Here is a 25,192-nt window from a genome sequence, read left to right as displayed (position 1 = left end):
CTAATCTGGGCACGTGGCAAGCATTCGAGACGCTCAAAGGCAGATGACCCGCCGGCTTTTTCTCGACAAGGGGCTGCAGCTTTTCGAGGAGAAGGGGTTCGCCGCCACCACAGTGGATGACATTTTTGAGTGAGCCGGCAACGCCAGGGCGCAGTCTGTTGGCTGCGCCCTGGCGTTCAGGTGCCACGGCATCAGTGCGCCTGGTCTTCGGCCGCCCGGCCCTCCGCCGGCTGGCGGGAGGTGAACGGCAGGACCAGCCTGGAGTGGTGGGCGGCGTCGCGATAGATCTTGTGAGTGACGGGCCGGCCCACCGGCAGGTGGAAGGCATCCGGCGGCAGCAGCGAATTATGCTCGTCGGCGAGCGGCTCGCCGTTCGACAGCTCCACAGTCAGCTTGTGACCTGGCTTGAACGTGTTCGCGAACGGGTAGAGGCGCAGCACGTACTCCTCGATCTGCCCCGGCTCCACCGGAACGGAGCGGTTGTGCGGGTGGTACGGGTTGCCCTCGGTGGTCCGCCCGTCCAGCTCGCGGTGCGAGGCCTTGAGGTAGCCGCTGGTGATCAGCTGGCGCTTGCCGTTGGGTGCGTAGTCCCACAGGCGCAGGATGAAGTTCGTGTCCGGCTGGTCGATCTCCACGAAGATGTGTGCGGCACCGGCGCCGATCAGCTCCGTGTCCTCCTCGAACGGGTCCGTGGACCAGCTCAGGATCTCCACCTTGTCCGTCACCGTCAGCGGAGCCTGGTAGAACCCGTCCGGGGCGGCGTACTCGGCCCCCATCAGCTCGGGCTCGGTCGACAGCTTGTGGCGCGGGCGCAGATACAGGGACGTGTATTCGATGTCCTTCGGCGGCCACGCCTTCGCGGTCACCACCTCGCGGGAGCCCTCCACGAAGACAGTCACGGCCGGCTCGTCCATGACGCCGTTGTCGATGCCCTTGATCCAGTAGTCGTACCACCGGAACATCTTGTCGTGCTCCTCGATGAAGGGGCGCGACTGCATCGGCGGGTAGGGGCCGATGTCCAGCTTCTTCGGGCCCTTCAGCTCCTTGAACAGCTCGATGGTGCCGTCCAGGGTCCAGCCGCGGCCCTGGTCCAGCTGCAGCCACACCGGGATGTCGATGTTCGGGGCCAGCGTGATGGGGTTGCGCTCCTCGTACCAGTCCCCGTCGAGCTCGTTCATCACGATGTCGAACCAGGCCTCGTGGTTCTTCGGGTAGTTGAGGACGTGGACCAGGTTCGGCCACGCGGCGACGTCGGGATCCTCGAGGCGCTGGGCGACAAGCTTCTTCAGCTCCCCGGGGGAGTACTTCTCGATCATGCGGGACTTGACGCCGTCGGTGAATGCCCAGCCGGAGTCACCGCCGCGGCCCTCGCGGGCGGCCCGCGGCATGAACCACATGATGCCGCCGTGGTAGGTGGTCTCGTAGAAGTCGTAGTGGCCGCCGCTGACGAAGATCGCCTTTAGGTGGGGCGGGCGCTCGGCCGCGGCCAGCACCTGCATGGAGCCGAAATAGGAGATCCCGACCATGCCGACATTGCCGTCGCACCAGGGCTGCTCGGCCACCCACTCGATGAAGTCGTAGGCATCCTGGCCCAGCGAGACACCGCCGGCGTTGTAGTTGCCGATGTGCTCGCCACCGGAGTGGCCGGAGCCGCGGAGGTCGCCGATGACGTGGACGTAGTCCTCTTTGACGATGCGGGCAATGTCGCCGGCCTCGATGCAGCCGTCCCACATGGGGCTGGGGCGCCGCTGCGGCGGGGTGGTGAGGGCCAGTGCCTGCAGTTCCTTGCCGTAGGGGCTCAGCGCCACCAGCGCCGGACGCGGCCTGTCATCAACGCCCTGGTAGGCGTCCGCGGCGAGCTCGACGCCGTCCCGCATGGGGACCCGGAGGTCCTTGCGCACGGCGATCTTCTGCCCACCGGCGTCGATTGTCTGATACTCATTCATGATTGCGAGACTCCTCAGTTAAGACGTCTGGTTGAACTGCGTGAGATGGCCGTGCATCGTGGTGAAGAACGGGGACGGTTCCAGTGTGGGGTCCCCCGTGTAGCCGAGTTCTTCGGCCACCGGCGCGAAGGGGGAGTACACCGAATCGGACTCCCGCAGCCCCGCGTGAAAGTACCGGTGGGCGGCGTCGTCGATCCTGGCCTCGAGGTCCAGGCTGCCCTGCAGGGCATGGTGGGCCGCCTCACGGTCCAGTTCGACGCCGAACGGGACGCCGTCCGCGTTCCGGTACGGGTGGCCGAGGTACAGGTGCTGCGGCCGGACCTCGTCGCGCAGGTACCGCAGGCTTGAGCGGTAGGCGGCCGGATCCTCGTAGCCGGGGAAGCCGTTGGCCGCTCCGTGGATCTGCACGGCGTCGCCGACGAAGACCGACTGCTGGCCGTCGATGACGTACGCGACCGACCCTGCCGTGTGGCCGGGGATGTGATGGACCGAGACGGTGACGTCCCCGCCCAAGGCGAGGGTCTCGCCGCCCCTAACCAGCATGGTTGGCTCCATTTCGCCGGAGATGACACGGTTGGCTGCTTGTGTCTGCTCCTCGACGGCATGCGGATTGTCGATGTACTGCTGGCGCACGTCCAGGTACTGGTCAACGTGCGCGCGCCGGGAGCGCAGCAGAGGTGCGTCGGCCTGGTGGATCACGACCCTCGCGCGCCGTCCGGTGAGCTCCCACAGGGCGCGCGCCCCGCCGAGATGGTCGATGTGGCCGTGGGTCAGCAGGATCCAGCGCACGTCCTCGATCCGGCGGCCGATCGCCTCCAGTGCCGGGACCATGCCTTCGGCGGGCGAGGACGCGATCCCGGTGTCGACGATGGCGGGCTCGGGAGCGTCGATGAAGAAGCTGTAGAGTCCGAACCGGCCCCACGGCGAGACCAGGGGATGGACAGCGACTGGCTCCGTCATTGCCCGGCCCTCGCGTTCAGGAAATCGCCTGTCTCCTCGAAGGCCCGGTAGAACTCCGGGATCCAGGAGAAATGCTGGACAAAGCCGTGGTTGGCCCCCGCGTATCGCCTGACCGAAGCGGCGACGCCGGCCTCCGCCAGTCGCTGGCCGTAGCGCTCGCCCTCATCGCGCAGAGGATCGTGCTCGGCGGTGATGATGAGGGCCGCGGGCAGGCCAGCGAGGTCATCGCGCTTGATGGGGGAGACGAGTGGGTCCGCCGGGTCCGCACCGTTCTCAAGGTAGAAGGAGTTGAACGGTCTGAGGCCCGCCGTCTCCAGGCCGTATCCCTCGGCGTTCTCCCGCAGCGAGGCGTAACGGTCGACGTCGAAGTCCAGGTCCAGGGACGGGTAGAAGAGGACCTGGTGCGTGATCCGGTCAAACCCGTCGTCGTGGGCTTTCGCGGCGACGGCGGCCGCGAAGTTGCCGCCCGAACTGTCGCCGGCGATGGCGAGGTTTTTCCCGTCCCAGCCCAGGGTCGTACCCTGCTCGGCGGCCCAACGGACCACCCCGTAGCAGTCGTCGAGGCCGGCAGGGAAAGCAGCCTCGGGCGCCAGGCGGTAGCCCACCGAGATGACCTTGTGGCCAGTTTCCGTGGCCAGGGCCCGAGCGACGTGGTCGTGGGTGTCCAGATTGCCGAGGAAGAACGCCCCGCCGTGGAGGTACACCAGAAGCCCATATGCGTCGGCCTCGGCCGGCGTGTAGATCCGTACGGGCACTTCGCCCGACGGCGTCACGGCAGTGGCGTCCTCGACAGAGTACAGCGCCAGGCGCTCTTCCAGTGGGGGAACCTGCGCGGCTTCGCCGGCGCGCATGGCCTCGGGGTTCAGCGGTGAACCGTCGGGCGCCGGCGGGGTGCTGAGGATCTTGGCGATTTCGGGATGGATGGTCATGGGATCAGGCTTTCGACTGTGCTGGTGCGTTGACGGTGGCGGGCTTCTGGGACGTGGGTTTTTGTCCCGGGAAGACATCATTGACCTCGTCCTCGGTCCACCCCTGGCGCGAGATGCGCTGCAGCTCGTCCGTTACCGGCTTGCGGGATGCCTGGAACAGGGCCAGTGCATCCTTGACCGTGCTGGCCTCCGTCAAGGCATCGGCGAGCGCGCCGGCGTCCTCGATGGCCGAGTTGGCGCCCTGGCCCTGGTGGTGCAGCATCGAGTGGGCCGCATCGCCCATGAGCACGACGGAGTCCGTGTGCCACGTGTCTACCGGGTCGATGTCGTAAACGGCGCGGACGTTCACGGTGTCCATGTCGAGGCCGCGGGCGATGTTGACGATCCGCTCGTCGAAGCCCTCCACCGTCGCCACGAGATCGTCCTTCGTGATTGTGGGGGCCCAGGTGCTGTCCGGGCACAGTGCGGTGATGTCGAAGGACATCTGGTTGCGGTGGCGCAGCGGCAACAGGTAGACCTTCGTGCCCCGGCCCATGTACATCCGCAGGTTATCGTCCACCACCATGCCGTGGGCGTCGTCGGTGGAGATCACAGCGCGGTAGGCGTGTTCGCCGGAAAACACCGGGCCTTTGATGCTGAAGAGCTGCTCGCGCACCACGGACTTGATGCCGTCGGCGCCCACCACCAGGTCGGCCTCGACCGTCTTGCCGTTGGTGAAAGTCAGGACGGAGCGGCCGCCCTTGTCCTCGATGGTCTCCAGCTTGTGGCCAAGGTGCACCATGCCCTCCGGCAGCACGCTCAGGAGGGCCTCGATGAAGTCGCCGCGGTGGATCAGGTGGGTCTGGGTCTGCTCGCCGAACTCCGGCCAGGTGTCCTTCATGATCGGGTCACCCGTGGCGGTGAGGATTTCGAAGTAGTCGCTCGGCGAGCTGACTTTCGCGATCGTGTCGAAGATGCCCCACTGGCGGAACCGGTGCATGGTGGCGGGGCGCAGCCCGATGCCGGCGCCGACCTCCCTCATCTGGGATGCCTGTTCGTACACGGTGACGTCGGCACCGAGCAGGCTCAGGGCCTTGGCCGCCGCTGCGCCGCCGTACCCCGCGCCGATGATGGCGATGTTGAGGTTCTTGATGTCTTCAGCCTTCATGGTTCATCTCTTTCTTGACTCTTTCTGGGCCCGGGCCATGAATGGGGGAGCGGGCAGGTTGTGGTGGCCTGTCCGGGATCAGGCGTGAAGCGCTAGGAAGTCGGCCGGGTTGTCCTCGAGCAGGAGTTTGAGGGTGGCGTCGTCGATGCCGGCCGCGCGCATGTCGGGGATCATGTCCTCGAAGATGTAGTTGATGGTGTGGCCCTTCACGCCCGGCCAGCCCAGCGGGCTGCAGTTCGCGTCGGCCGAGACGAGGAGCTTGTCCGCATAGCCCTTGTTCACCAGGTTGACGAAGTGCTGCATGCGTTCGGCGCGTTTGCGGCCCCAAAACGGCGGATCCGGCAGCTCGAGGTCGTAGCCGAAGGTGTCGAAGCCGATGCGGCCGCCCTGCTCGTAGATCCAATCGTGCGGGGTGATCGGAGCGTTTAGGCCGTCGTCGGCGTGGCCGAAGAGCACGCGGTCCAGCCCGAGGCCCTCTTCGTTGAAGATGGTCACCGCCGGTTCGGGGTCGATGGCCAGGTGGGTCAGGATGGGTGCTCCGGTGACGACGGCGGCGCGGGCCGCGGCCCGGTAAATGCGCTTGTCCAGGTCCGTCATGCGTCCGCCGCGGCTCACGCCGACCTTGATGACGCCGGCCTTGGCGCCTGTGTTGCCGATGCCGACGGTGATCTCGTGGATGAACACCTTCGTGAGGTAGTCCACGGTGGCGCGGGAGAAGTGCGGCAGGGCGGTGTCGCCGCCGACGAAGCCGGTGCAGGCAACGATGTGCACCCCCGTCTTCTGGGACAGGGACTTGTAGTAGTCGACGTCGCGGCCGTTGCAGATACCCGTGGCGTCCACGAAGGTTCCGCCGCCGTATTCGCGGAACTTCCGCAGCTTTGGCACGGTTTCCTCGTAAGCCTGCTCCGGCGACTTCCACCACTTGGTGTCCAGTTCAGACCCGGGCATGCCGTAGCCGATGTGTTCGTGGACCGCCACGATTTCCAGTTCTTCGGCCGGGATGGTTCCCAGCACGGTGTTGACCTTGGTCATTCGTTCACCTCAGGGGTTCGAAAGGCTTGATGTGTGTGGGGGCCGACGGGTGCCTGGCGCACGGTCAGCAGGTTGCGCGGGTTGTCCACGAGGATGCGCTGGGCGTCTTCTTCGCTCAGGCCGCGGGCCTTGAGGAACGGCACGAACGTCGTCAGGACGTGGCTGTAAGGCAGGTTGTACTCCGGCAGGCCCTTGGCAACGCCGATCGAGTTGCCCGACAGGATGATCCTGTCGGCGTGGCCGGCCTTGACGAGCCCGAGCACCAGTTCGGCGCGATCGTGGTCGGTGAGGTAGTCCGGGTGGTCGTTCAGGCCCACGTGGTCGATGCCGACGAAGGCTCCCCGGCCGGCCACCGCAATGGCGGAGCCGGCGGCGTCCCTGCGGTCCAGGTCGCCGACGATCACCCGGTCGGCTCCGATCTGCTCGTCCAGGACGATGTCCAGATCGTGCAGGGCATCGGCGCCGAAGCGGATGGAGACCGGGACACCGGTGTTCCTGGCGGCGCGGGCGGAGCCGCGGAACAGGCTTTCCTCGGTCGGGGTCATGCCGGCACGGTCGGCAACGGTCGCGACGATCCCGGCGGCGGCGCGGCGCTCGACCCGGGGAACCACCATCCCTTCAGTAACCTCCTTGCCGAAGAGATCGCCGAACTTTTCGGCCGGCCACGGGGTGGGCGGGTTGGTCTGCGGCGTCAGGAAGTATCCGCCGAGTTCTTCCTCCGGGCCCAGGCCCGTGGAGGCGACGATGTGGACGCCGGTGGAGCGGGACAACGCCTCGTAGAGCTTGAGGTCGCGGCCGTGGAACATGCCGGTGCTGTCGACGATCGTCTGGCCGCCGTGCGCGCGGAAGTCCTTGAGCTTGGCCGCCAGGGCCTCGAAGATCTCCGCCCGGTCCATGGAGATGTCCGGTGCGTACTGGGCGCCCGGGACCACCGACAGCAAGGCCTCGTGGAGCGCGACGACGCCCAGTTTCGAGGCGGGGACGGGACCCAATACCGTATTGACGGTTTGCCCGGTGGAGGCGAGGAACGCGCCACCGCTATCGACGGGTTTGGTGTGACTCACTTGGCTTCTCCCTTGAAGATCGGGTGCTGAATGTAGGGCGCCGCGGTGTCTGACCGTGCCGTAGCCCCGTTGCGAGGTAGCCAGCATCACATTTTTCTTTACAGCGTGTCAAGAAAACATTCGAAGCGTAAGCACGGAAGGATGATCGGAGCGTTCATGAAGCCAACGTTCAGTAAATGTTCTTGACATTCTGTAAACCTTGACACCAAACTGTGGGGAGCGCCACACCCACTTCCGCCTGCCGGCTCCTGCTCCGGTAGGGCCCTAGCCCTGGCGCTTCACCGGAGAATCGACCGGAAACAAAGGAGTTTCATCGATGAGTCAGACAATTTCGGCGCCGAGCCGCAGCTCGGTTCGAGCCACCTTCATAGCCGCTTACAGCGCCGTCACGCTGGCCCAAATCACGAATGCACTGCCTGGCGCCCTCAACGGCACCTTTGCCGTGGAATTCCACACCTCGGGCGCAGGCCTGACCTGGATCGCAGGCATGTTCATGATGGGCATCGTGGTGTTTGAGCTCAGCTGGGGGCTCCTGGGCGACCTGTTCGGACGCAAGAAGCTGCTCTACGCGGGCGCTGTGGTCAGCGTCGTCGGCTCCGTGCTGGCAGCGCTGGCGTCCACCACCGAGATGATGATCGCGGCGCAGGCGGTGGGCGGCATCGGGGCGGGCATACTCTTCCCCATTTCGCTGTCCATGATCGCGGCCATCACCCCGGACCATCGCGCCCGGGCGAAAGTTATCGCCACCTGGGCGGGGTTTCTGTCCCTTGGTGCAGTGATCTCACCGATGCTGGCAGGCCTGACGGCACAAGCCTTCACCGTGGCGGGTCCGGCGGCGGGCGCGCCCAACACCTTCAGTGGGTGGCGCGTTGCCTATTACATTGCCGCCGCGATCGCCGTCGCCGTCCTCATCGTCGCTGTCCGGGCGCAGGACTCCGCAGCAGCCGAGGGGCGCAAGTTGGACATCCCCGGCCAGATCACGCTCGCGCTTGGCCTGATCGCTGTCCTCTTCGCCACCGTGCAGGCGGTCGACGCCGGATTCGGCAGCACCGAGGTGATCGCAAGCTACATCGCGGGCGGCATCCTCCTGGTCGCCTTCGTCATCATCGAAACACGCACCCGGCAGCCACTCATTCACCTGTCGCTGTTCAAGAACAGCGCCTACTCCATCACGGGTGTTGTTGCCGTCACCGGCATGTTCGCTTTCCTCGCGGTCTGCTACAGCACCAGCGTCGCCGTCGGCGGACTTGCCCTCGCCGAAGCCTGGAAGGTCGGCGTGCTGTTCGTCTTCATCCAGGGCCCGGCCTTCGCCTTCATCCCGGTGGTGGGCTGGCTCATCCACCACGTGGCCCCGCGCTGGGTGCTCACCGCGGGCTTCGCATTCATGGCCGCCTCCGCCTACTGGCTCTCGACGTTCTCCCTGGGCACGCCGGAAGCCTTCGGCGGAACTCCCTGGACGGCCTTCATTCCGCCGCTCCTGCTCTTGGGCATCGGGTTCGCGCTCACGGTCGGCTCCATCACTGCCGTGGCCATCAACACCGTGCAGCCGCAGCACATCGGCATGGCCTCTGCCACGACCAACCTCCTGCGCGACCTCGGGTTCGCCCTGGGCCCTGTCATCGGCTCAGCCATCGCCTTCGGAATCGGCGCCACCGTCTTTGCGGCACCCCTCGCCGGGATCCTCGGCGGGTTAGGGCTGCCGGCCGACGCCGTCGCCGGGCTGTCGAACGTGCCGCCATTGGGCTACCTCTCAGGCTGGGATGGCGTCATCGCGCAGTTCTCCGGCCAGGCAACGGCCAGCGGCGCACCGGCCCAGGCCGTCGACGGCATGGTCAAGGCCCTCGGCTCCGCGCAGCAGCAGATCCAGGGCGTGGCCGGGACGTCCCTTGGCCAGGGTTTCCAGGCCGTGTACCTGGCCGCGGGCATCGCGGCGGCCCTCTCCGCCATTCTTACCCTCTTCATCTCGGCACGTTCCTCGGCACCTTCGCCGGATGCCATCGCGGAGACCTCGAAAACCACCCAAGCCAATGCAGAAGCGATCGTCTAAGCCTGACGGCCTCCGGCCCCGGGCCGACCACCCACCATCCATAAGGAGAACACCATGACTGCACCCACCGAATCCGGCATCGACATCTGGGACGACGACGTCCTGGTCGACCCTTACCCCACCTACGCCGCGCTCCGCGAGCAGGCCGCAGTGGTCCACCTCCCAAAGAACGACATGTACGTCCTGACACGCTACGGCGTCATCCGCGACGCGCTCGGTGATCCGGAGACCTTCTCGTCCACCAGCATCGGTTTCAACCCCATGGTGAACGAGGCCCTGCAGGGCACCTCCCTCGCCTCCGACCCGCCCATTCACACGCAGCTCCGCGCCACGCTGTCACAGAACCTCACCCCCCGGGCGCTCCGCGGCCTGAAAGTCGTCATCGACGAAAAGGCGGACAAGCTCGTCGGCGAGCTCGCCGCCAGCGGCAGCTTCGAGGCCATCGATTCGCTGGCCCGGGCCTTCCCGATCGAAATCGTTGCCGACCTCATTGGCTTCAGCGGGCACGTCAAGGACAACATGCTGCGCTGGGGCCAGGCCGCGATGCAGGTCATCGGCCCGCTGAACCAGCGCACCCAGGAGAGCTTCCCGATCGCCGGCGAGCTCTACGGCTGGTGCTCGTCGGTCACCGCAGAAGACCTCACACCCGGCTCAATCGGCCGAGGTATTTTCGATGCCGAGACGCGCGGCGACATTCCCCAAGGCTCTGCGGGGCACATCATCCACCAATACCTGGGAGCCGGCGTTGATACGACCATCGCGTCAATCGGGAACATCATTGCGCTGTTCGGCCGCCACCCGGAGCAGTTCGAACTGGTCCGGAAGAACCCGGAACTGGTCCCCGCAGCGTTCGCCGAAGTGCTGCGCTACTGGGCCCCGGTCCACATCTGGGGCCGCAAGGCCATGCGCGACGTGGAGATCGAGGGCGTCACGATTCCCGCAGGCGCCCAGGTGGGCATCCTCTTTGGGGCCGGCAACCGCGACCCGCGGCACTACGAGGATCCCGACACCTTCGACGTGATGCGGAACCCGGTGGACCACCTGTCCTTCGGCTACGGACCGCACGGCTGCGCCGGCCAGGGCCTGGCGAAGCTGGAAGCGCATGCGATCATTGAGGCGCTTGCCCGCAGGGTTAAAACGCTGACGATCTCCGACGAGGTCCGGGAGCCGAGCAACATCACGCGAAGCCTCGAATCGCTCCAGGTCGCCAAGGTGGTGGCAGCATGAGGATCCACCTCGACCGGCCGCGCTGCGAGGGACACGGCCTCTGCGAAGAAGCCGCGCCCCGGCTGATGCACCTCGACGATGACGGCGAGCTGGTACTCGACGTCCCGGACGTGGAAGGGGCTGACTTGGACGCCGCGAAGGCGGCGGTAAGGGTCTGCCCGGTTGCCGCACTGCGATTGGCCGCGGCATGACGATGCGAAAAATCGTGGTGGTCGGCAACGGCATCGCCGGACTCACGGCCTGCGACTCGCTGCGCTCGGCCGGCTTCGACGGTGAGCTCACTGTCGTGGGCGCGGAGCGCCACCAGCCCTACAGCCGGCCGGCCCTCTCCAAGGCGCTGCTGCACGCTGTCGAGGAGAACAGTGCCGACGGAAACGGTGACGGTGGACTCCAAGCGCATGTGCTCCCCGAGCCGACCCATGAAGCAACGGAGCTGCTCGGGGTCAGTGCCACGGGCCTGGACGTCGAGGCCCGGATTGTGCGCCTGGACGGGGGAGGGGAGTTGGCGTATGACGGCCTCGTCATCGCTTCGGGTTCCCGGGCCAGGCGCCTCGACGCGGGTGCGCGAAGGACGCAAAAGAAGGGTACAGCGCAACCGCAACGGGACGGCGACCTCCGAGAACTCACCCTGCGCACCATCGAGGATGCGTTCCTTCTTAAGGAACGCATCGCATCGCGCCCCTCGGTTATCGTGATCGGCGGCGGAGCACTGGGCATGGAGGTCGCGTCCGGTTGCGTGCACGTGGGCTGCGAGGTCACCCTCGTCGCCGACGTCAAGCCCCTGACGCGTCAGCTCGGCGACCATCTGGCGGACATCTTCACCTCCGCCGCCATCCGGCGCGGACTGCGGGTGGTTGGCGGCGGGAAGGCCCGGCTTGTCGATCACCGTGCCGGGGTAAAGGTGGTCCTGGCCAACGGCACCGAGCTGGAAGCTGATCTGGTGGTCACCGCCATCGGCGACGAGCCGAACACCGGCTGGCTCGCTGGCTCGAACCTCCTCGTCGACGGACAGCTGCGGGTCGATTCGCGCGGCAGGCTCCGGCCGGACATCGTCGCCGCCGGCGACGTGGCGTCCTTCCCGACCCGCCGCGGGGTGGAACGGGTGCCCCTGTGGACCAGCGCCATCGACCAGGCCAAGATCGCCGGCGTCGGTCTGCTCCGGGGTGACGCGGCGCCCGAGTTCAATTTCCAGCCGTACTTCTGGACCGAGGCATTCGGCCTCTCGCTCAAGTCGGTGGGCTTCGCGCCGGACCTCGGAGCTCCCGACTACTGCGAGCCCGGCGGGGGTGCGGACTCGATGCTGCTTCGCTGGGACAACGCGGACGGTTCCGGCACCGCCGCTGCGATCAACTACCGGATCCCCGTCCCCAAGCTGCGCCGGTTGGCCGACGCCGGTCCGGCCGCGCTGCGTGCGGCGCGCGCTCGCGCCTGACGCCGCGCAACACCGTTAGGATTGATCCATGTCGTCGTTGCGAGAAGCCCAGAAGCAGCTGACCCGCGACGTGATCGTCGAACGGGCGCTGGAACTCTTCACCGAGAAGGGCTACGCCGCTACGACGATCGATGAGATCGCCGCTGCGGCCGGTACCACCCGGGTGACTTTTTACGCCTACTACCCCACGCGCAGCGACCTGATGCGAGACTTCATGGCGCGCGTCAATGCCGTGCTGGACCGCGCAGACGGCCCCGACCGGGGATCGACTGCGGCAGACCTCGTCGACGTCGTCCGCGCAGGCGAGCTGTCGGGCATCCTGGCCTGGCTGGAGTCGCGGGCGGCGCTCTGGCCGGTTTTCCGCCCGTACCTCGACGTGCTTGAGGAGGCCGCCGCCGTCGATCGCGAGGTGCGCGCCTTGGTCGAAGGATGGCATGAGGAGGTCATCTCCGACCTCGTGCGCGGAATGGAGCTGGCAGGGCGCTTCTCGGAGGAGACGCACCACATTCGCGGCACCCTTGCCTTCACCTCGCTCGATTACGTGGCCACGCTCTGGACACGACGGAAGTTTGAACCAAACCGCGAACACGCCCTCGAGGTGCTCGCCGACAACTGGTACCACCTGCTCTGCGACGAAGGCTAACCCGCCGTCGCAGAGTGGACGCCTATGCCAGGCATCGCGATCCTGATCGGCCCTGGCCACAACCCGGGGACAGGTCTGCGGTCCGGGGGCACTTTGGCGCGGACACGCCGTCAACCAGGGCTCCGGCGTCGAACATTGCCCGCAAAGGGCCCCCGGGCGCAGGCAACCACAATACGAAAGCGGAAGGCCCCCTCACCGAGGGGGCCTTCCGCTTTTGCGGCCGTTTAGCCAGTGCTCAAATCCACTTCGGGGCGGCTGGGACCTTTCCGTCCAGGTCTGCAGTGCCGGGCCCGGTGGCGGTGACGCCGCTGGTGCCGCGGCCGGCGGCCCATTCGACGACGGCGGCGAGCGGTCCGGCGACCACCGTAGGGGTCGCCGACGCCGTGTCCCCGAACGTCAGGCCGTGGTCGGTGACCTTGAGGATGAGATCCTTGTCGGTGCCGCGGTTTTTCCAGACGCCGGTGATGTCCGTCAGCAGCCGCTCGAGCACGGGTGCGGGGATGTCGGCGAAGCTGGCGCCGTTGGCGAGGTCGACGGCGTGCATCCAGACTTCGCGGCTGCGCATCCAGACGGTTTCGGTGGCGGGCACCTCGCGGCCCTGGATGGTGCGGACCGTGTGGTGCCAGGCGTCCGCCGGGAGGTCGCGCCACTCGACGTTCAGGTGCACGGCGGAGTGGTCGAAGAGGTGCCGCAGCGCGATCGGGCTCAGCGTGCCGCCGAAGTCGATCTCGTGGTCCCGGACCGCGGTGGAGGCGTACATCGGGGTCTCGACCCCGGTGGCCGCCCACTCGATGAGCCGGGCGATGGCCCGGGCGTTGTAGCCGATGTGCGCCGTGATGTGGCGGCGGGTCCAGCCCGGCAGCAGCGAGTCGCCGTCGAGCTCCGCGTCACTGAGCTCGTTGAGCTTGCGGGCGAAGAACGCGGTGCCGCGCCGGGCCTGCAGCAGCGCCGCAAGCAGCTCCGGGTCCGTGGTCTGGTCCTGGCGGGCAACCATCAGGCTTCCTTGATGACGCGGTTCTTCAGCTGGCCCAGTCCCTCGATGGTGGTGACCAGGAGCTGGCCTTCCTGCAGGTAGCGCTTCGGGTCCTGGGCGTGGCCCACCCCGCCGGGGGTGCCGGTCGCGATCACATCGCCCGGGTTCAGCGTGATGATGGTGGAAATGTAGGAGACCAGGAACTCCGGGGTGAAGACGAGGTCGCCGGTCGGGGTGCTTTGCTGGATCTCGCCGTCGACCGCGGAGGTCATCAGCGGCCCGGTGCTGAATTCGTCCCTGGTGACGAGGGCGGGGCCGAACGGGGTGGACTTCTCCCAGGTCTTGCCCTGCAGCCACTGGATGGTGCGGAACTGGTAGTCCCGCATGGACACGTCGTTCAGCACGGCGTACCCGGCGATGTGGTCCGCGGCGTCGGCCTCGGGGATCCGGCGGCCCTTCTTGCCGATCACGACGGCGAGTTCGGCTTCCCAGTCGACGGCGTCGGATTCCTGCGGCAGGGCCAGGTCATCGTTGGGGCCGATCAGGGATTCGGCGTACTTCGCGAACAGGGTGGGGAACTCGGGGACTTCCCGGCCCATTTCCTTGATGTGGTTGCGGTAGTTGTGGCCCACGCAGATGATCTTGCCGGGGGAGGGGACCACCGGGGCGAGGTCCGCGCCCTCGGCCGGGTGCGTCGCGCCGGCCGCGGCCCTCGCGGTCGCCTCCCAGCCTTCTGAACGGAGGAGTTCTCCGACGTCGGCGAAGCCGTCGATCTCGGTCAGGGTGCCGCCGTCCTGGCGGACCGCCTTCGTGACTGTGTTCTCGCCGGCGGCGAGGCGGAGGGTGAGGAGTTTCATTACTTGGTGCGTCCTTCGATGTAGGTGCGGTTGAAGTTCAGCCGTTCGAAAATGGGGGCATCACTGAAGCGGAACAGATCAAACTCCGTCTGAGCTTGGAGTGACCATTCGGCCCAGGACGGGACCACGAAGAGGTCGCCCTTGGCCAAGGTCCTTGTTTCGCCGTTCAGGACCACGGAGCCGGAGCCTTCGAAGACCTGCCAGACGCTGGAGCCGACCTCGCGGAGGCCTTGCGTGGTGGCGCCGGCGCGGAGCCGGTGGAATTCGGCCCGGATGGTCGGCATCACGTCCCCGCCGGTGGTCGGATTCGAGTACCGGACCGCGGCGTGGCCCTGGGACACGGTGGCCGGGTGGCCCTCGTCCTCGAGCAGCAGCTGCTCGGCCAGCGCCCGGTCGGTGTATTCCCAGCGGTAGGCCGCGATCGGGGAGCTCGTGGTGTCATCCAGCCCTGAGAGCGGCCGCAGGCCAGGGTGCGCCCAGAGCCGTTCGGAGCGGGAGATGTCCGGGGTGGCCTCATCGGTCACGCGTTCGGTGCCGAACTCGAAGAACCCGGCGTCGGCGTAGTGCACGAACGGGATGTCCAGCCCGTCGATCCAGGCCATCGGTTCATCGGTGTCGTTGTGGTGGCCGTGGAAGTTCCAGCCCGGGGTCAGCAGGAAATCGCCGCGGGACATCCGGACCGGGTCCCCGTTCACCACCGTCCAGACCCCCTCGCCCTCGACGACGAACCGGAAGGCGTTCTGCGAGTGCCGGTGCTCCGGCGCGGTCTCCCGGGCACCGAGGTACTGGATGGCCGCCCACAGCGTGGGCGTGGCGTACGGGGTGCCGGCCAGGCCCGGGTTGGCCAGGGCGATCGCCCGGCGTTCCCCGCCCCGGCCCACCGGGACCAGGTCCCCGGCACGTGCCGCCAGCGGATACAGATCACTCCACCGCCACACGTGCGGCACCGCCTTCGGGGTCGGGACCATCGGCATCAGGTCCGCGATCTCGGTCCACAGCGGGATCAGGTTCTCCCGGTCAAAATCCTGGTACAGCTCCTTGAGCTGGGCAGCCTCTTCAGGCGTCGGCTCCGGGACAGTGTGCCCCGCGGCCACTGATTCGTGAGTCGTGTTCTCGGCGCTGATGGACACGTGGGCCTCCTCGGTAGGTCAGAACTCTATTGGCGTAGTTCGACTCTACGGATGCTGGCGTGTGACCCCGAGCATATTCTGCCCAACAGAATTTCTCGCGCAGGGCGCAGGGTGCACTCAGTCCGGCTCGGCCGGGTTTGCGGCGATGTCGATCTCCAGCTGCCGACAGGTTTCCCGCAGGGCTGGGACGAGTCCGGCGTCGAACACCCGGCGGAAGCGGGTCGCGGGAGTGGCGACGGTGATCGCGCCGACGACGTGCCCATGCCGGTTGTGCAGGGCCATCCCGAGGGCACTCACGCCCTCTTCGGTGCCTTCGAAGTTGGCTGCGAACCCGTTGCTGCGGATGGATTCCAGCTCGCGCAGAAATGCCGGAAATTCCCGGTCCGGGATGGTGTCGCCGCCGATTTCAGCGTTGTGGCTGCGGAACAACTGCTCGATCATGTGCGGTTCCAGTTCGGCAAGCATGGCCTTGCCGCCGGACGTCCTATTGGCAGGCATCACCGTTCCCTGCCGGTCACCAACACGCAACACGTTGTTCCCTTCCACGGTGGCCAGGAAGCGCACTTTCGTGCCCACCCGCACCATAAGGTTGACCGTCTCGTTGAGTTGCGCCGAGAGCAGCTCCATGTGCGGCTGCGCGAGGGTGCGCAGCATCCGGGTCCAGCTCAGCCCGGCGGGCCCGACGCCCATGGCCGGGCCGGGGACGTAGCGGCGGGTTTCGTCCTGGACGGCGAAGCCCCGGTAGACCAGCATCGCCAACAGGCGGTGGGCGGTGGAGGGGGCCACGCCCAGCTCGACGGCGGCGTCCTTGAGCCGCAGCGCGCCGCCGTCGCGAAGGAGCTGGAGGAGCTGCAGTGCGTTGTCCACCGCCTCAATGGAATAGGTCGGCCGCTTCTGAACGGGCTTGCGGGCGGACTTTGCTGACGGGTTGTTCTGCACATCAGAATTGTATTGTGGTTCACCTGCGGCGGCTAGGACAGTGGTGGCATGAATCACACACCTTCCGCTGCAGCGCCGGAGCGGCCAACCCCGAGTCTTGACGGCTCGACCACCGCTGATGGGCCTGCATCGCGTTTCTCCAAAGGCTCGGCAATGGCCGTCCTCGTCTGCTGGCTCCTGGTGGTCTTCGATGGTTACGACCTGATCGTCTACGGCACGGTCCAGTCGTCCCTGATCTCTGAGACCGGCTGGGGCCTGAACAAGGCCACCGCCGGAACGATCGGCTCAATGGCCTTCGTCGGCATGATGATCGGGGCGATCTTCGCCGGTCGGATGGCTGACTCCTGGGGCCGCCGTCGCACCATCCTGGGGTGTGCCATCGTCTTTTCGCTCTTCACGATCCTGTGCGCGTTCGCCCCCAGCGCCCCCGTCTTCGGTGCTCTGCGGCTCCTCGCCGGCATCGGGCTCGGCGGCCTGGTGCCCTCGGCGAATGCGCTCGTGGCCGAACTTGTCACGGCCAAGTGGCGGTCCACTGTCGCCACCCTGATGATGTCCGGCGTCCCGATCGGCGGATCGATCGCGGCCCTCGTCGGCATCCAGCTGATTCCCGCCTTCGGCTGGCAATCCATGTTCCTCGTGGCCGTGCTCGCACTGCTGATCGTGGTGCCACTCGGACTCAAATACCTCCCGGAAACCCTGGCACCGGTCAGCGGCACAGCCGGAAAGGACCATGCGGTCAAGGAGCCGTCCGGTTTCAAATCCCTGCTCCGCGCCCCGTACCTGGGCGTCAGCGTGCTGTTCGCCCTGGCGACGATCGCCACCCTGTTTGCCTGGTACGGGCTGGGAACCTGGCTGCCCAACCTCATGCAGCTGGCCGGCTACAACCTTGGGTCCGCCCTGACCTTCGCCCTGGCCTTGAACCTGGGCGCGGTGGCCGGCTCGGTCATCACGGCTTGGGCCGGGACCCGCTTCGGTCCGATTCCGACGGCGATCGCCGCGGCCGCCGTCGCCGCCGGCGCGCTCGTAGTGCTGGTTACGGGACCGCCGGTCACCGTCGTCTATCTCATGCTGGTCCTCGCCGGCGTCGGCACCCACGGCACGCAGTGCCTCATCATCGCCGCCGTCGCGAGCCACTATCCCGGCCACCTGCGCGGCACCGCGCTGGGCTGGGCGTTGGGGACGGGCCGCATCGGCGCCGTGGCCGCCCCGCAGGTAGGCGGCCTCCTGCTGGCCGCCGGGCTGGGCGTCAATTCCAATTTCCTCGCCTTCGCCGGTGCAGCCGCCATCGCGGCGGTCCTGCTGGCCGCCGTCGGCCTCAAGCTCAAGTCCAAAATCTCAACCCCTCACTCACTTACAGGAGCAAGCAATGTCTGAGCACGCCCCGTCCACCAGTTCCCTGTCCACCGACGGCTCGTCCACCGATGTCCTCGTCATCGGAGGGGGAATGGCCGGACTGGCCGGAGCCCTCGCGCTGCGGGAAAACGGCGCCAACGTCACCCTCGTGGAGCGGGCCCCCGAATTCGGCGAGGTCGGCGCGGGGCTGCAGATGGCCCCCAACGCCTCCCGGGTCCTGAAGCGCTGGGGCCTGCTGGAGAAGGCCCTGGAGATTGGCGTCCAGCCCAAGCATCTGGTGTTCCGCGACGCCGTCACCGGCGAGGAGCTCACGCGCCAGAGCCTCGGCGGGGAATTCGAGGAACGTTACGGTGCGCCCTACGTGGTGATCCACCGCAGCGACCTTCACCGGGTCCTGCTCGAAGGCTGCGAAGCGGCGGGCGTGAAACTCGTCAACGATGTCATGGTGGAGAGCGTGGAGACCGTGAACGGCAGGGGAGTGGCCCACACCGCCGCCGGTGTGGACTACGAGGCCGACGTCGTGATCGGCGCCGACGGGCTCAAGTCCACCCTGCGTCCGCTCGTGGCCGGCGACGAGCCGGTTCCCTCGGCCTACGTCGCCTACCGCGGCACCGTGCCGATCACCGAACACACACCCAAGGCAGACCTCGAGGACGTCATTGTCTACCTCGGACCGGACTGCCACCTCGTGCAGTACCCGCTGCGCAAGGGCGAGCTGCTGAACACCGTAGCCGTTTTCAAGTCCGCATCCTTCGAACGTGGCGAGGAGCAATACGGCGGAGTGGACGAGCTTGAGGCCGCGTACAAGGATTGCGTCCCCGCCGTTCAGGCTGCGCTGAAAAACCTGGGCACCAGCATGCGCTGGCCCATGTACGACCGCGATCCGATCGAAAACTGGGTGGCCGGCCGGATGGTGCTGATGGGCGACGCCGCGCACCCGATGCTGCAGTACCTGGCCCAGGGCGCCTGCCAGGCGCTCGAGGACGCAGCCGTGCTGCAGGACGTCAGCAACGGCACCGTGTTCACCGCGGACGGCGTCAACCCCGACGCCTGGGAAGGCGCGATCAAGGAGTTCAACAACCTCCGTGCCGGCCGCACCGCCAAGGTCCAGCGCACCGCCCGTGTCTGGGGCGAATCCTGGCACGTCTCCGGGCTGGCCCGGACGCTGCGCAATCTGCTCTTCAAGAGCAGGATGGATAACGACTTCCGGTACAACGACTGGCTGTACGGCCAGGACGGCGACGGCGTGCCGGCGGCGCGCGCGGCCCACTCCGGCGTGGCGGACAAGATTTCCGCCTGATCCGGGCGCTAGCGCAGTCCGGGCTCTCCGGGCTCTCCGGGCGCCGGCGGGTACGGCTGCTGTGCCGTCGGCGCTTGGGGCGGGTACTGACTCTGCGGGGGATACTGCCCCTGCTGGGGCGGGTAGGGCTGTCCCTGGGCGTAGGGGGACGGAGCCGGCCACGGGGGCTGCTGTACCGGGGCGTATTGCGGCTGCATGGGTGTCCGGGCGTAGGCGGCCTCCGCCCGTGACTTTGCCCGGGCCTCGACGGCACGGGCGGAGAAGAACCGCTGATGCCCGAGATAGACCACCACGAAGAGGCCGACGGCGACGGAGAAGAACGCGACTGCGGTCACCCCGGAGGTCAGGCCCCGCATGAGGCCGTAGATGAGCGTCAGCAGGCCGCCGATCAGGAACCCTCCGGCGAACAGTGGCTTCCTCGATTCAGTCCAGATGCTGGCCCCCAGGATCACGAGGGCCGAGACGAGCGCCGCAATGGTGACGTTGCGGTTGTAGTCGTGCACCGCCGACTGATGGGCCTCGATGGCTGCCTGCCTGGCCGCGGCGTCGAGACCCACCAGCGACGACAGTTCAGGGGCTGGATAGAAGGTGGCGATGCCGAGGCCAACGAAGAGCACGATGATGATGCCCAGGCCGATTGAGTAGAGGACGCGCAGGGATTTTTCGGTCATACCCCTATCATGCGTAGGCAGTCAGGCCGGGACGGGGAGGCGCGCCTCCCGGCCACCAACGGCGTCGTCCAGGGCGGGCTTTCCGCTTATTTCTTGATCTCGTAGCGCAGCAGGACCACGCCGTTTTCGAACGGCGTGGCCTCGACCAGCACCAGGTCCTGCCGATCCTCGAAAATGCGCGTTCCCTTGCCGCGTGCCACCGGGCAGACCCGCATTTGGACTTCGTCGACAACGCCGGCATCCAGCAGAAAGTGCATGAGTTTCATGCTTCCCCACAGCCAGAGGTCCTTGCCCTCTTGCTCCTTGAGCTCCCGGATGGTGGCGGCCGGGTCGCGCGTCACGGTCGCGGCGGGAAAGTCGCCCCAGGGGGCGTCATTCAGCTTCGATGAGGCGACGAACTTGGTGAGGTTGTTCAGCTTCTCACCAAATTCGGCCTGTTCGTCGGCGTACGGCCAGTAAGCCTTGGACTGGGCGTAGGTATTCGCGCCCAGAATCATCGTGTCGACCGAGTCGATGAACGCCATCACGCTCGCCTTGAACGCCGGGTCGGTGGTCTCGGAAAAAGGCTCACCCGACACGAAGCTGAGCCCGCCATCCTCCTCTGCGGCGATGTTGTCGACGGTAACCCACTGCTGGACTATGAGCTTTCGCATGGCGCCAACTGTAGCCCGCCGGGGCGATCCACGCGCCCCATTTTTCGGCGGTGGGCGGCTCGGTGCGGGCCGACGGCGACAAGCCTCGGTCACCTAAGCTGTGGGGCATGACGATTTACAGGATGGATCACGTCGGAGTTGTGGTCGAGGATCTCGCGGCCGCTATCGCGTTCTTCGTCGAACTGGGCCTGGAACTGGAGGGTGAGGCAGCGGTCGAGGGTGAATGGGTGGACCAGCTCGTCGGCCTTGACGGCGTCCGCGCGGACCTCGCCGTCGTGCGGACACCGGACGGCCATGGCCGGGTCGAGCTGTCGACGTTCCACACGCCGGTGGCCACCAGTCCGGCGCCGAGGGCGCCGATCAACACACCGGGAATCCCTCGCCTCACGTTCGCTGTCGACGCCGTCGACGACGTCCTCGAGCGCCTGCGCGCCCACGGCGCCGACCTCGTGGGGGAGGTGGCGCAGTACGGGGACATGTACCGGTATTGCTATGTCCGCGGCCCGGCCGGGATCATCATCGGGCTTGTCGAGGAGCTCCGCTGAACGACATTCAGGGCATCGGTGTCCCGACGTGAAGGCGCCCTGAATCCGTCGCATGGCACCTAATGCTGATGGGGGAGTAGCCGAGCGCCTCCGCGGTAATGGCTACGAGCGCGAGTTACGTGTTCTCGTGGACGGTTCCGAGCCGTACAGCCCCCGTGTGAAGACATTGCGCTGGGGAACCGTTGGTGATTGTGTCGTCCGGGGGAGACACCGGGGCAGTCGGGGATGGTCAGAACGGACCGCCGTCCGGGTCCCAAACCAACGGTGCCCCCAGGACGCGGAACAGCCGCAGCAGGATCTTGCCGCCGGCAGCGAACTCGCCGTTGATGAGACAGTCGATAAGGTCGAAAGCCGCTGCAGCTCTGCCTCAGTGAAAGCGCGGCGTCTCAACAAAGCATTTTGCCGGCCGGGCGCTCGGGAGTTTTCCACTCGAAGCTGATGCAGCTCGGAATGTCCCTCAACGCACATTCAGAAAACTGACTCAGCGATACCCAGGATGCGACAGCCCGGGACAGCATCGCCTCGGCATTGCTGTAGGAACGCCGCGTCGTGATGCTGATCTGCTTTTCACCGGCCTGCAATCCGGCAGGAATTTCGTCGATGTCCACCGGACGTCAATGCCGCAGAAACTCATCTCATCCGGGCGTTCGGCAGCCACTCCACCTCTAACTATTCAAGCGCCGATAATCAACATTATGTCAAGTAGAACTGATTCAAGCGCAGAATTTGCAGATTAGGACCCGGTGATACGCACTCCCCCGGTTCAGGTGTCCGGCTAGGCATGGGTACAACCCGAGGTTCCGCAAGCCAGCCGCCGTCAAGGCCAAGGCGGGAACCGACACGATCGCCACCGTAAGCAACAACGCCCGGAAATCCGGGATACCCAGTACGGTGATCTTCCCGCTGGTCAGCTGGTCGGTCACAGCGGCCGCTTCAGCGCAGAAGAAAACCCCAGCGACCCCCAGCAAAAACAAAGCCTTCAGAAAGAAAGATGACGGGCTGACGGGGTCCGGGAGCTTGTTTCGTGCCCGCCTAAAGGCGCGGTAGGTGCTGCGTAAAGCTACGAAGAGCATCACGCAGAGCAGGATGAAGAACGCCAGGATCGCCAGCGGCTTATCTGACTCGTAATTCAACGGGTTGCCAATGGCCCTGATGATGATGAAGCCAAGCGCTGCAGCCACGACCAGCCAGACCGTCCCGCGCACCCCCGGGCCGAACCATCGCTTGTGCTGTTTCATCTGCATGTCCACGGAAGCCAGCATGCCATAGCAGAGGAGATACGCGGCGGGTGTCAGTAGGGCATCCGCCTCCGGAAGGCTTAGTCATTCAAAGGCCGCCCTATGCCGTAAAAACTGGGCGTCTTGCAAGCCCAGGCTAGTAAGTCCTTGGTCCTTCAGTTTCTGCTGAGGCTCCCTGCCGTATGGTCCGGCCAAGACGGACTAACCTAGCCGCCCAGAAAGTGGTCAGCGCAGTGCCTGCCACCACAAAGAAGACATTGGCCCCTGTGCAGCCTTCCTTCTCCAGGCGTAGCAGCGCCGGAAGAATAAGGCACACGCCGACGCCCAGTCCGCAAAAAGGTCTCCAGCGGCAGATGAGGACCTGGACGACATGGACTGGACATCGAGCGCCAAGGTCCGTTATTTACATACCCCGAATCGTTACCGAGAAGCGGGCGAAACCGGGCCCGCTTGAGAGCCAACCGCTACCTCTACGCGGGTGCCAACCCTGCAACCGCACTGATCCCACTGGCCTTGCCAGCGCTGCCTGCTGGTGGCGGCCGGAGGAGTGTTGCTGGCAGGAGCAGCCTTCATTGCCACGGGAGGAATCGCACTGGCCGCATACGCGTATGGCGTGGCCATCTTCGCCAGCGAGGTCGCATTTGCAGGCGCTGGCTTTGGGCTGTTCACGTCCGCTTTCGGGGCGTCCAGAATCTGCGATTAGGAGCTTCAATTGATATGACTCAGGACGACAGTGATAGCGGGGGTCTTTGCCTTTTTGTGCCTGCGGCCTCCCAGCTAATCTTCGGCATTTTCATTCTCTCGGGATCGGTGTCGGCATTCCATTCGCTTATTGCAAAGCATCTGGCGCGCAAACGAGAGAATTAGACCGCGGCAGCATTGACGGTCCATCCGCAATTTGAATAAACTCCTCTCCGTGCCCTATCCACTGAGAACACCCCGGCTTGCCCTCTCTCCCTTGACTACCGGTGACATTCCCGCGTTCGTCGCCTACCGCCAAGATACTGACGTGGCCCGGTGGCAAGGATGGGACCCGAGCTACAAAGAGGCGGACGCCGCGGAGCTCATAGCATCCCAGCCGACCGCGGAGCTTCCCAGCCCGGGCGGATGGCTGCAGCTCGCGATTCGAAATCCCGAGGACGGGACCCTCTACGGTGATGTCGCAATTCACTCCCTCGATGAATTCCACGACACGTTCGAGATCGGAGTCACCCTCGCCCGTTCAAACCAGCACCGCGGGATCGCCCGCGAAGCGGTCACGCGGGTCCTGGATCACCTCTTCACCTCTGCAAATGCCCACCGGGTCACGGCGAACTGCGACACCCGAAACGCACCCGTGGCCAAGCTCCTAACCGCGGTAGGCATGAAAAAGGAATCGACAGAGACCGACGCCGAATTCTCCAAAGGAGAATGGATCACCCTCGACAATTACGCCATCCTCAAAACGGAGCTCCCCCCGAAGCCCTGACACGGGCACACAGGGCTAAGCCGCCCCGCCAAAGTCACCTGGCGGAATTCGTGGAGGCAAGCCACCCGGCGGGAATCTCAAAACGGATGGTTGCACCGACGACCAGCCCCACGGGAGCAGGCGCAGGGTCCACCCGACCGGTGACCTGCACCCACCACGCGGCCTCATAGGACGGCACAACCCCCGGCCGACATCCGAGGAAGCCAAAGTCGAGACCGGAAAGCACTAAGCCGTGCCATGACCATGCCTACTTCCTGGAACACCTAGTTCACTCCAGGGATGAACCGTCGGCACATCTTTGAGTGGGCACCAAAACATTACCGCCACTACCGCGCGCAACACCCCTAAGACATCTCCAGTGTGAAGGCGAGTCTTATAACCGTAGGGTGGCGAGTTCAGGTGGTGAGAGCAACACCCTGAATTCTGTGGGGTGTCGTCGATGGGCAGGCCGTGGTCGCCGTTGAGTGTTCGTTTAGCGTTCTGGGAAGGGCTGGATGCCGGGCTGCCGGTAGCCGTAGCGGCGCGGGCCGCGGGGGTGTCGCGTCCGACTGCGTACCGGTGGTTGAGCGACCATCAGAAGGTGTTGCCATCGCCGGTTCCGGATTTCAGTGTGCCCCGTGCAGGGCTCTTGTCGTTGCGTGAGCGGGAAGAGATCGGGTTTCAGCTTGCCCAGGGCCATGGAGTGCGGCGTATCGCCGGCATTCTGGGCCGGGCTCCGTCGACAATCAGCCGGGAGATCGCGAGGAACCGTGTCAGTGACCGGTATTCGCCATCGCTCGCGCAGGAGCAGACGTGGGCTCGTGCACGCAGGCCGAAGCCGCGGAAGTTGGACGGGTTAGCGTTACGGGAACAGGTCACCACGATGCTCACCGACCGGTTCAGCCCGGAACAGGTCGCTGGCCGCTTGAAGGTGGAGCATCCGAAGAATCCGGAGATGCAGGTGTCACACGAAACGATCTATCAGGCCCTCTACGTCCAAGGCCGCGGATCCTTGCGCCTGGAAGTTGCGACGGCGCTGCGGTCCGGACGGGTGCGTCGGCGCCCGCAAAGGCCAGAGGGTCCTCGCCCGCAACGGTTCCAGGAGATGTTGATGATCTCTGACCGGCCGGCCGAGGTCGAGGACCGCGCCGTTCCCGGCCATTGGGAAGGGGACTTAATCATCGGATCAACGGCATCGAAATCCGCGATCGGGACCCTCGTCGAACGCACTACGGGATACGTGATGTTGCTGCATCTGCCCGAGAACCATACTGCCCGCACCGTCGCCGACGCCATGATCACCGCGATGAATAGCCTCCCCGAGCAGTTGCGCCGTTCGACGACCTGGGATCAAGGAGCGGAGATGTCCCGGCATCAGGAGATCACGATGGCGACCGGCATGCCGATCTATTTCTGCGACCCACATTCGCCCTGGCAGCGCGGCAGCAACGAAAACACCAACGGGCTCCTGCGCGAGTACTTCCCGAAAAGCACCGATCTGTCGTTCCACGGGCCCGGAATCCTCGAGAACGTCGCCGCGGAACTCAACCGCCGGCCACGCAAACGACACGGCTACCGAACGCCCGCAGAAGTCCTCGCCGAGCTAGTCTCGAACCCAGTCAACTAAATCCCGTGTTGCAGGCACCACTGGAATTCGCC

25 protein-coding genes are annotated in these 25,192 nt (G+C 66.1%); 11 read left to right on the top strand and 14 right to left on the bottom strand.

Going from position 1 to position 25,192, the window contains the following annotated elements; translation table 11 throughout:
- Positions 1 to 13 precede the first annotated feature (13 nt).
- The gene (locus C560_RS23360) at positions 14 to 133 is read left to right on the top strand and encodes a TetR family transcriptional regulator (protein WP_155855787.1); all 120 of its coding nucleotides are present in this window, start codon (positions 14 to 16) and stop codon (positions 131 to 133) included.
- Between the two features lie 58 nt (positions 134 to 191).
- Here C560_RS23360 and C560_RS21940 read toward each other — a convergent pair whose 3' ends face one another.
- The 6 genes from C560_RS21940 to C560_RS21935 form a co-directional block, all read right to left on the bottom strand.
- Positions 192 to 1,946 carry a CocE/NonD family hydrolase gene (locus C560_RS21940; protein ID WP_043423171.1) on the bottom strand — a complete coding sequence of 585 codons (1,755 nt, stop codon included), beginning with the start codon at positions 1,944 to 1,946 and terminating at the stop codon, positions 192 to 194.
- Positions 1,947 to 1,964: 18 nt separating this feature from the next.
- Positions 1,965 to 2,906, bottom strand: coding sequence for an MBL fold metallo-hydrolase (locus C560_RS0113955; RefSeq protein WP_026538681.1), 942 nt, complete (start codon positions 2,904 to 2,906; stop codon positions 1,965 to 1,967).
- Entirely contained in the window at positions 2,903 to 3,835 is a 933-nt protein-coding gene (locus C560_RS0113950; protein ID WP_026538680.1) for an alpha/beta hydrolase, read from the bottom strand. The genes C560_RS0113955 and C560_RS0113950 overlap by 4 nt, the downstream gene beginning before the upstream one ends.
- 4 nt (positions 3,836 to 3,839) lie before the next feature.
- Positions 3,840 to 4,982: an FAD-dependent oxidoreductase gene (locus tag C560_RS0113945; RefSeq protein ID WP_026538679.1), complete on the bottom strand. Its 1,143-nt coding sequence runs from the start codon at positions 4,980 to 4,982 to the stop codon at positions 3,840 to 3,842.
- 78 nt (positions 4,983 to 5,060) lie between these two features.
- Positions 5,061 to 6,014 carry an aryldialkylphosphatase gene (locus C560_RS0113940; RefSeq protein WP_026538678.1) on the bottom strand — a complete coding sequence of 318 codons (954 nt, stop codon included), beginning with the start codon at positions 6,012 to 6,014 and terminating at the stop codon, positions 5,061 to 5,063.
- On the bottom strand, positions 6,011 to 7,078 hold the full coding sequence (locus C560_RS21935) for an aryldialkylphosphatase (RefSeq protein WP_051533189.1): 1,068 nt from the start codon (positions 7,076 to 7,078) through the stop codon (positions 6,011 to 6,013). The genes C560_RS0113940 and C560_RS21935 overlap by 4 nt, the downstream gene beginning before the upstream one ends.
- A gap of 316 nt (positions 7,079 to 7,394) precedes the next feature.
- On the opposite strand from C560_RS21935, the gene C560_RS0113930 reads away from it, so the two are divergent.
- Genes C560_RS0113930 through C560_RS0113910 form a run of 5 tightly spaced genes read left to right on the top strand, consistent with a single transcriptional unit; the run spans position 7,395 to position 12,427 of the window.
- Positions 7,395 to 9,125 (top strand): MFS transporter, encoded by a 1,731-nt coding sequence (locus C560_RS0113930; protein WP_026538677.1) that lies wholly within the window; start codon positions 7,395 to 7,397, stop codon positions 9,123 to 9,125.
- 54 nt (positions 9,126 to 9,179) lie between these two features.
- Positions 9,180 to 10,352: a cytochrome P450 gene (locus tag C560_RS0113925; protein WP_026538676.1), complete on the top strand. Its 1,173-nt coding sequence runs from the start codon at positions 9,180 to 9,182 to the stop codon at positions 10,350 to 10,352.
- The gene (locus tag C560_RS0113920) at positions 10,349 to 10,543 is read left to right on the top strand and encodes a ferredoxin (protein ID WP_018772872.1); all 195 of its coding nucleotides are present in this window, start codon (positions 10,349 to 10,351) and stop codon (positions 10,541 to 10,543) included. The genes C560_RS0113925 and C560_RS0113920 overlap by 4 nt, the downstream gene beginning before the upstream one ends.
- A complete protein-coding gene (locus C560_RS0113915) occupies positions 10,540 to 11,784 on the top strand; it encodes an NAD(P)/FAD-dependent oxidoreductase (protein WP_026538675.1) in 1,245 nt (414 codons plus the stop codon). The genes C560_RS0113920 and C560_RS0113915 overlap by 4 nt, the downstream gene beginning before the upstream one ends.
- 28 nt (positions 11,785 to 11,812) lie before the next feature.
- A complete protein-coding gene (locus C560_RS0113910; RefSeq protein ID WP_026538674.1) occupies positions 11,813 to 12,427 on the top strand; it encodes a TetR/AcrR family transcriptional regulator in 615 nt (204 codons plus the stop codon).
- 235 nt (positions 12,428 to 12,662) lie between these two features.
- Here C560_RS0113910 and C560_RS0113905 read toward each other — a convergent pair whose 3' ends face one another.
- The 4 genes from C560_RS0113905 to C560_RS0113890 form a co-directional block, all read right to left on the bottom strand.
- Positions 12,663 to 13,421 carry a maleylpyruvate isomerase family mycothiol-dependent enzyme gene (locus C560_RS0113905; protein WP_026538673.1) on the bottom strand — a complete coding sequence of 253 codons (759 nt, stop codon included), beginning with the start codon at positions 13,419 to 13,421 and terminating at the stop codon, positions 12,663 to 12,665.
- Positions 13,421 to 14,257 carry a fumarylacetoacetate hydrolase family protein gene (locus C560_RS0113900; protein WP_026538672.1) on the bottom strand — a complete coding sequence of 279 codons (837 nt, stop codon included), beginning with the start codon at positions 14,255 to 14,257 and terminating at the stop codon, positions 13,421 to 13,423. Before C560_RS0113900 ends, C560_RS0113905 begins: the two co-directional genes overlap by 1 nt.
- On the bottom strand, positions 14,257 to 15,387 hold the full coding sequence (locus C560_RS0113895; RefSeq protein ID WP_026538671.1) for a cupin domain-containing protein: 1,131 nt from the start codon (positions 15,385 to 15,387) through the stop codon (positions 14,257 to 14,259). The genes C560_RS0113900 and C560_RS0113895 overlap by 1 nt, the downstream gene beginning before the upstream one ends.
- 117 nt (positions 15,388 to 15,504) lie before the next feature.
- Positions 15,505 to 16,326 carry an IclR family transcriptional regulator gene (locus C560_RS0113890; RefSeq protein ID WP_026538670.1) on the bottom strand — a complete coding sequence of 274 codons (822 nt, stop codon included), beginning with the start codon at positions 16,324 to 16,326 and terminating at the stop codon, positions 15,505 to 15,507.
- A 153-nt stretch (positions 16,327 to 16,479) separates the two neighbouring features.
- On the opposite strand from C560_RS0113890, the gene C560_RS0113885 reads away from it, so the two are divergent.
- Positions 16,480 to 17,700 carry an MFS transporter gene (locus tag C560_RS0113885; RefSeq protein WP_231494354.1) on the top strand — a complete coding sequence of 407 codons (1,221 nt, stop codon included), beginning with the start codon at positions 16,480 to 16,482 and terminating at the stop codon, positions 17,698 to 17,700.
- Positions 17,693 to 18,979, top strand: a complete 1,287-nt coding sequence (locus C560_RS0113880) for an FAD-dependent oxidoreductase (RefSeq protein WP_026538668.1) — start codon at positions 17,693 to 17,695, stop codon at positions 18,977 to 18,979. Before C560_RS0113885 ends, C560_RS0113880 begins: the two co-directional genes overlap by 8 nt.
- 8 nt (positions 18,980 to 18,987) lie before the next feature.
- On the opposite strand, the gene C560_RS0113875 is transcribed toward C560_RS0113880, so the two are convergent.
- Together C560_RS0113875 and C560_RS0113870 are read right to left on the bottom strand one after the other, a co-directional pair.
- Positions 18,988 to 19,650 carry a hypothetical protein gene (locus tag C560_RS0113875; protein ID WP_026538667.1) on the bottom strand — a complete coding sequence of 221 codons (663 nt, stop codon included), beginning with the start codon at positions 19,648 to 19,650 and terminating at the stop codon, positions 18,988 to 18,990.
- An 86-nt stretch (positions 19,651 to 19,736) separates the two neighbouring features.
- A complete protein-coding gene (locus C560_RS0113870; protein WP_026538666.1) occupies positions 19,737 to 20,303 on the bottom strand; it encodes a dihydrofolate reductase family protein in 567 nt (188 codons plus the stop codon).
- A gap of 107 nt (positions 20,304 to 20,410) precedes the next feature.
- Between C560_RS0113870 and C560_RS0113865 the strand changes: the two genes are divergently transcribed.
- Positions 20,411 to 20,848, top strand: a complete 438-nt coding sequence (locus C560_RS0113865; protein ID WP_026538665.1) for a VOC family protein — start codon at positions 20,411 to 20,413, stop codon at positions 20,846 to 20,848.
- 386 nt (positions 20,849 to 21,234) lie between these two features.
- On the opposite strand, the gene C560_RS0113860 is transcribed toward C560_RS0113865, so the two are convergent.
- Positions 21,235 to 21,456: a hypothetical protein gene (locus C560_RS0113860; RefSeq protein ID WP_026538664.1), complete on the bottom strand. Its 222-nt coding sequence runs from the start codon at positions 21,454 to 21,456 to the stop codon at positions 21,235 to 21,237.
- 105 nt (positions 21,457 to 21,561) lie between these two features.
- Positions 21,562 to 22,098: a hypothetical protein gene (locus tag C560_RS0113855; protein ID WP_155855786.1), complete on the bottom strand. Its 537-nt coding sequence runs from the start codon at positions 22,096 to 22,098 to the stop codon at positions 21,562 to 21,564.
- Positions 22,099 to 23,002: 904 nt separating this feature from the next.
- Between C560_RS0113855 and C560_RS0113845 the strand changes: the two genes are divergently transcribed.
- Positions 23,003 to 23,554 (top strand): GNAT family N-acetyltransferase, encoded by a 552-nt coding sequence (locus C560_RS0113845; RefSeq protein WP_043423169.1) that lies wholly within the window; start codon positions 23,003 to 23,005, stop codon positions 23,552 to 23,554.
- A 439-nt stretch (positions 23,555 to 23,993) separates the two neighbouring features.
- Entirely contained in the window at positions 23,994 to 25,160 is a 1,167-nt protein-coding gene (locus C560_RS0113840) for an IS30 family transposase (protein ID WP_026536638.1), read from the top strand.
- The last annotated feature ends 32 nt before the right edge of the window (positions 25,161 to 25,192 follow it).

It is taken from the genome of Arthrobacter sp. 9MFCol3.1 (assembly GCF_000620385.1).
Classification (GTDB): domain Bacteria; phylum Actinomycetota; class Actinomycetes; order Actinomycetales; family Micrococcaceae; genus Arthrobacter.
Note: the sequence above shows the minus strand (reverse complement) of the source record. Positions and strands in the feature narration are given on the sequence as shown.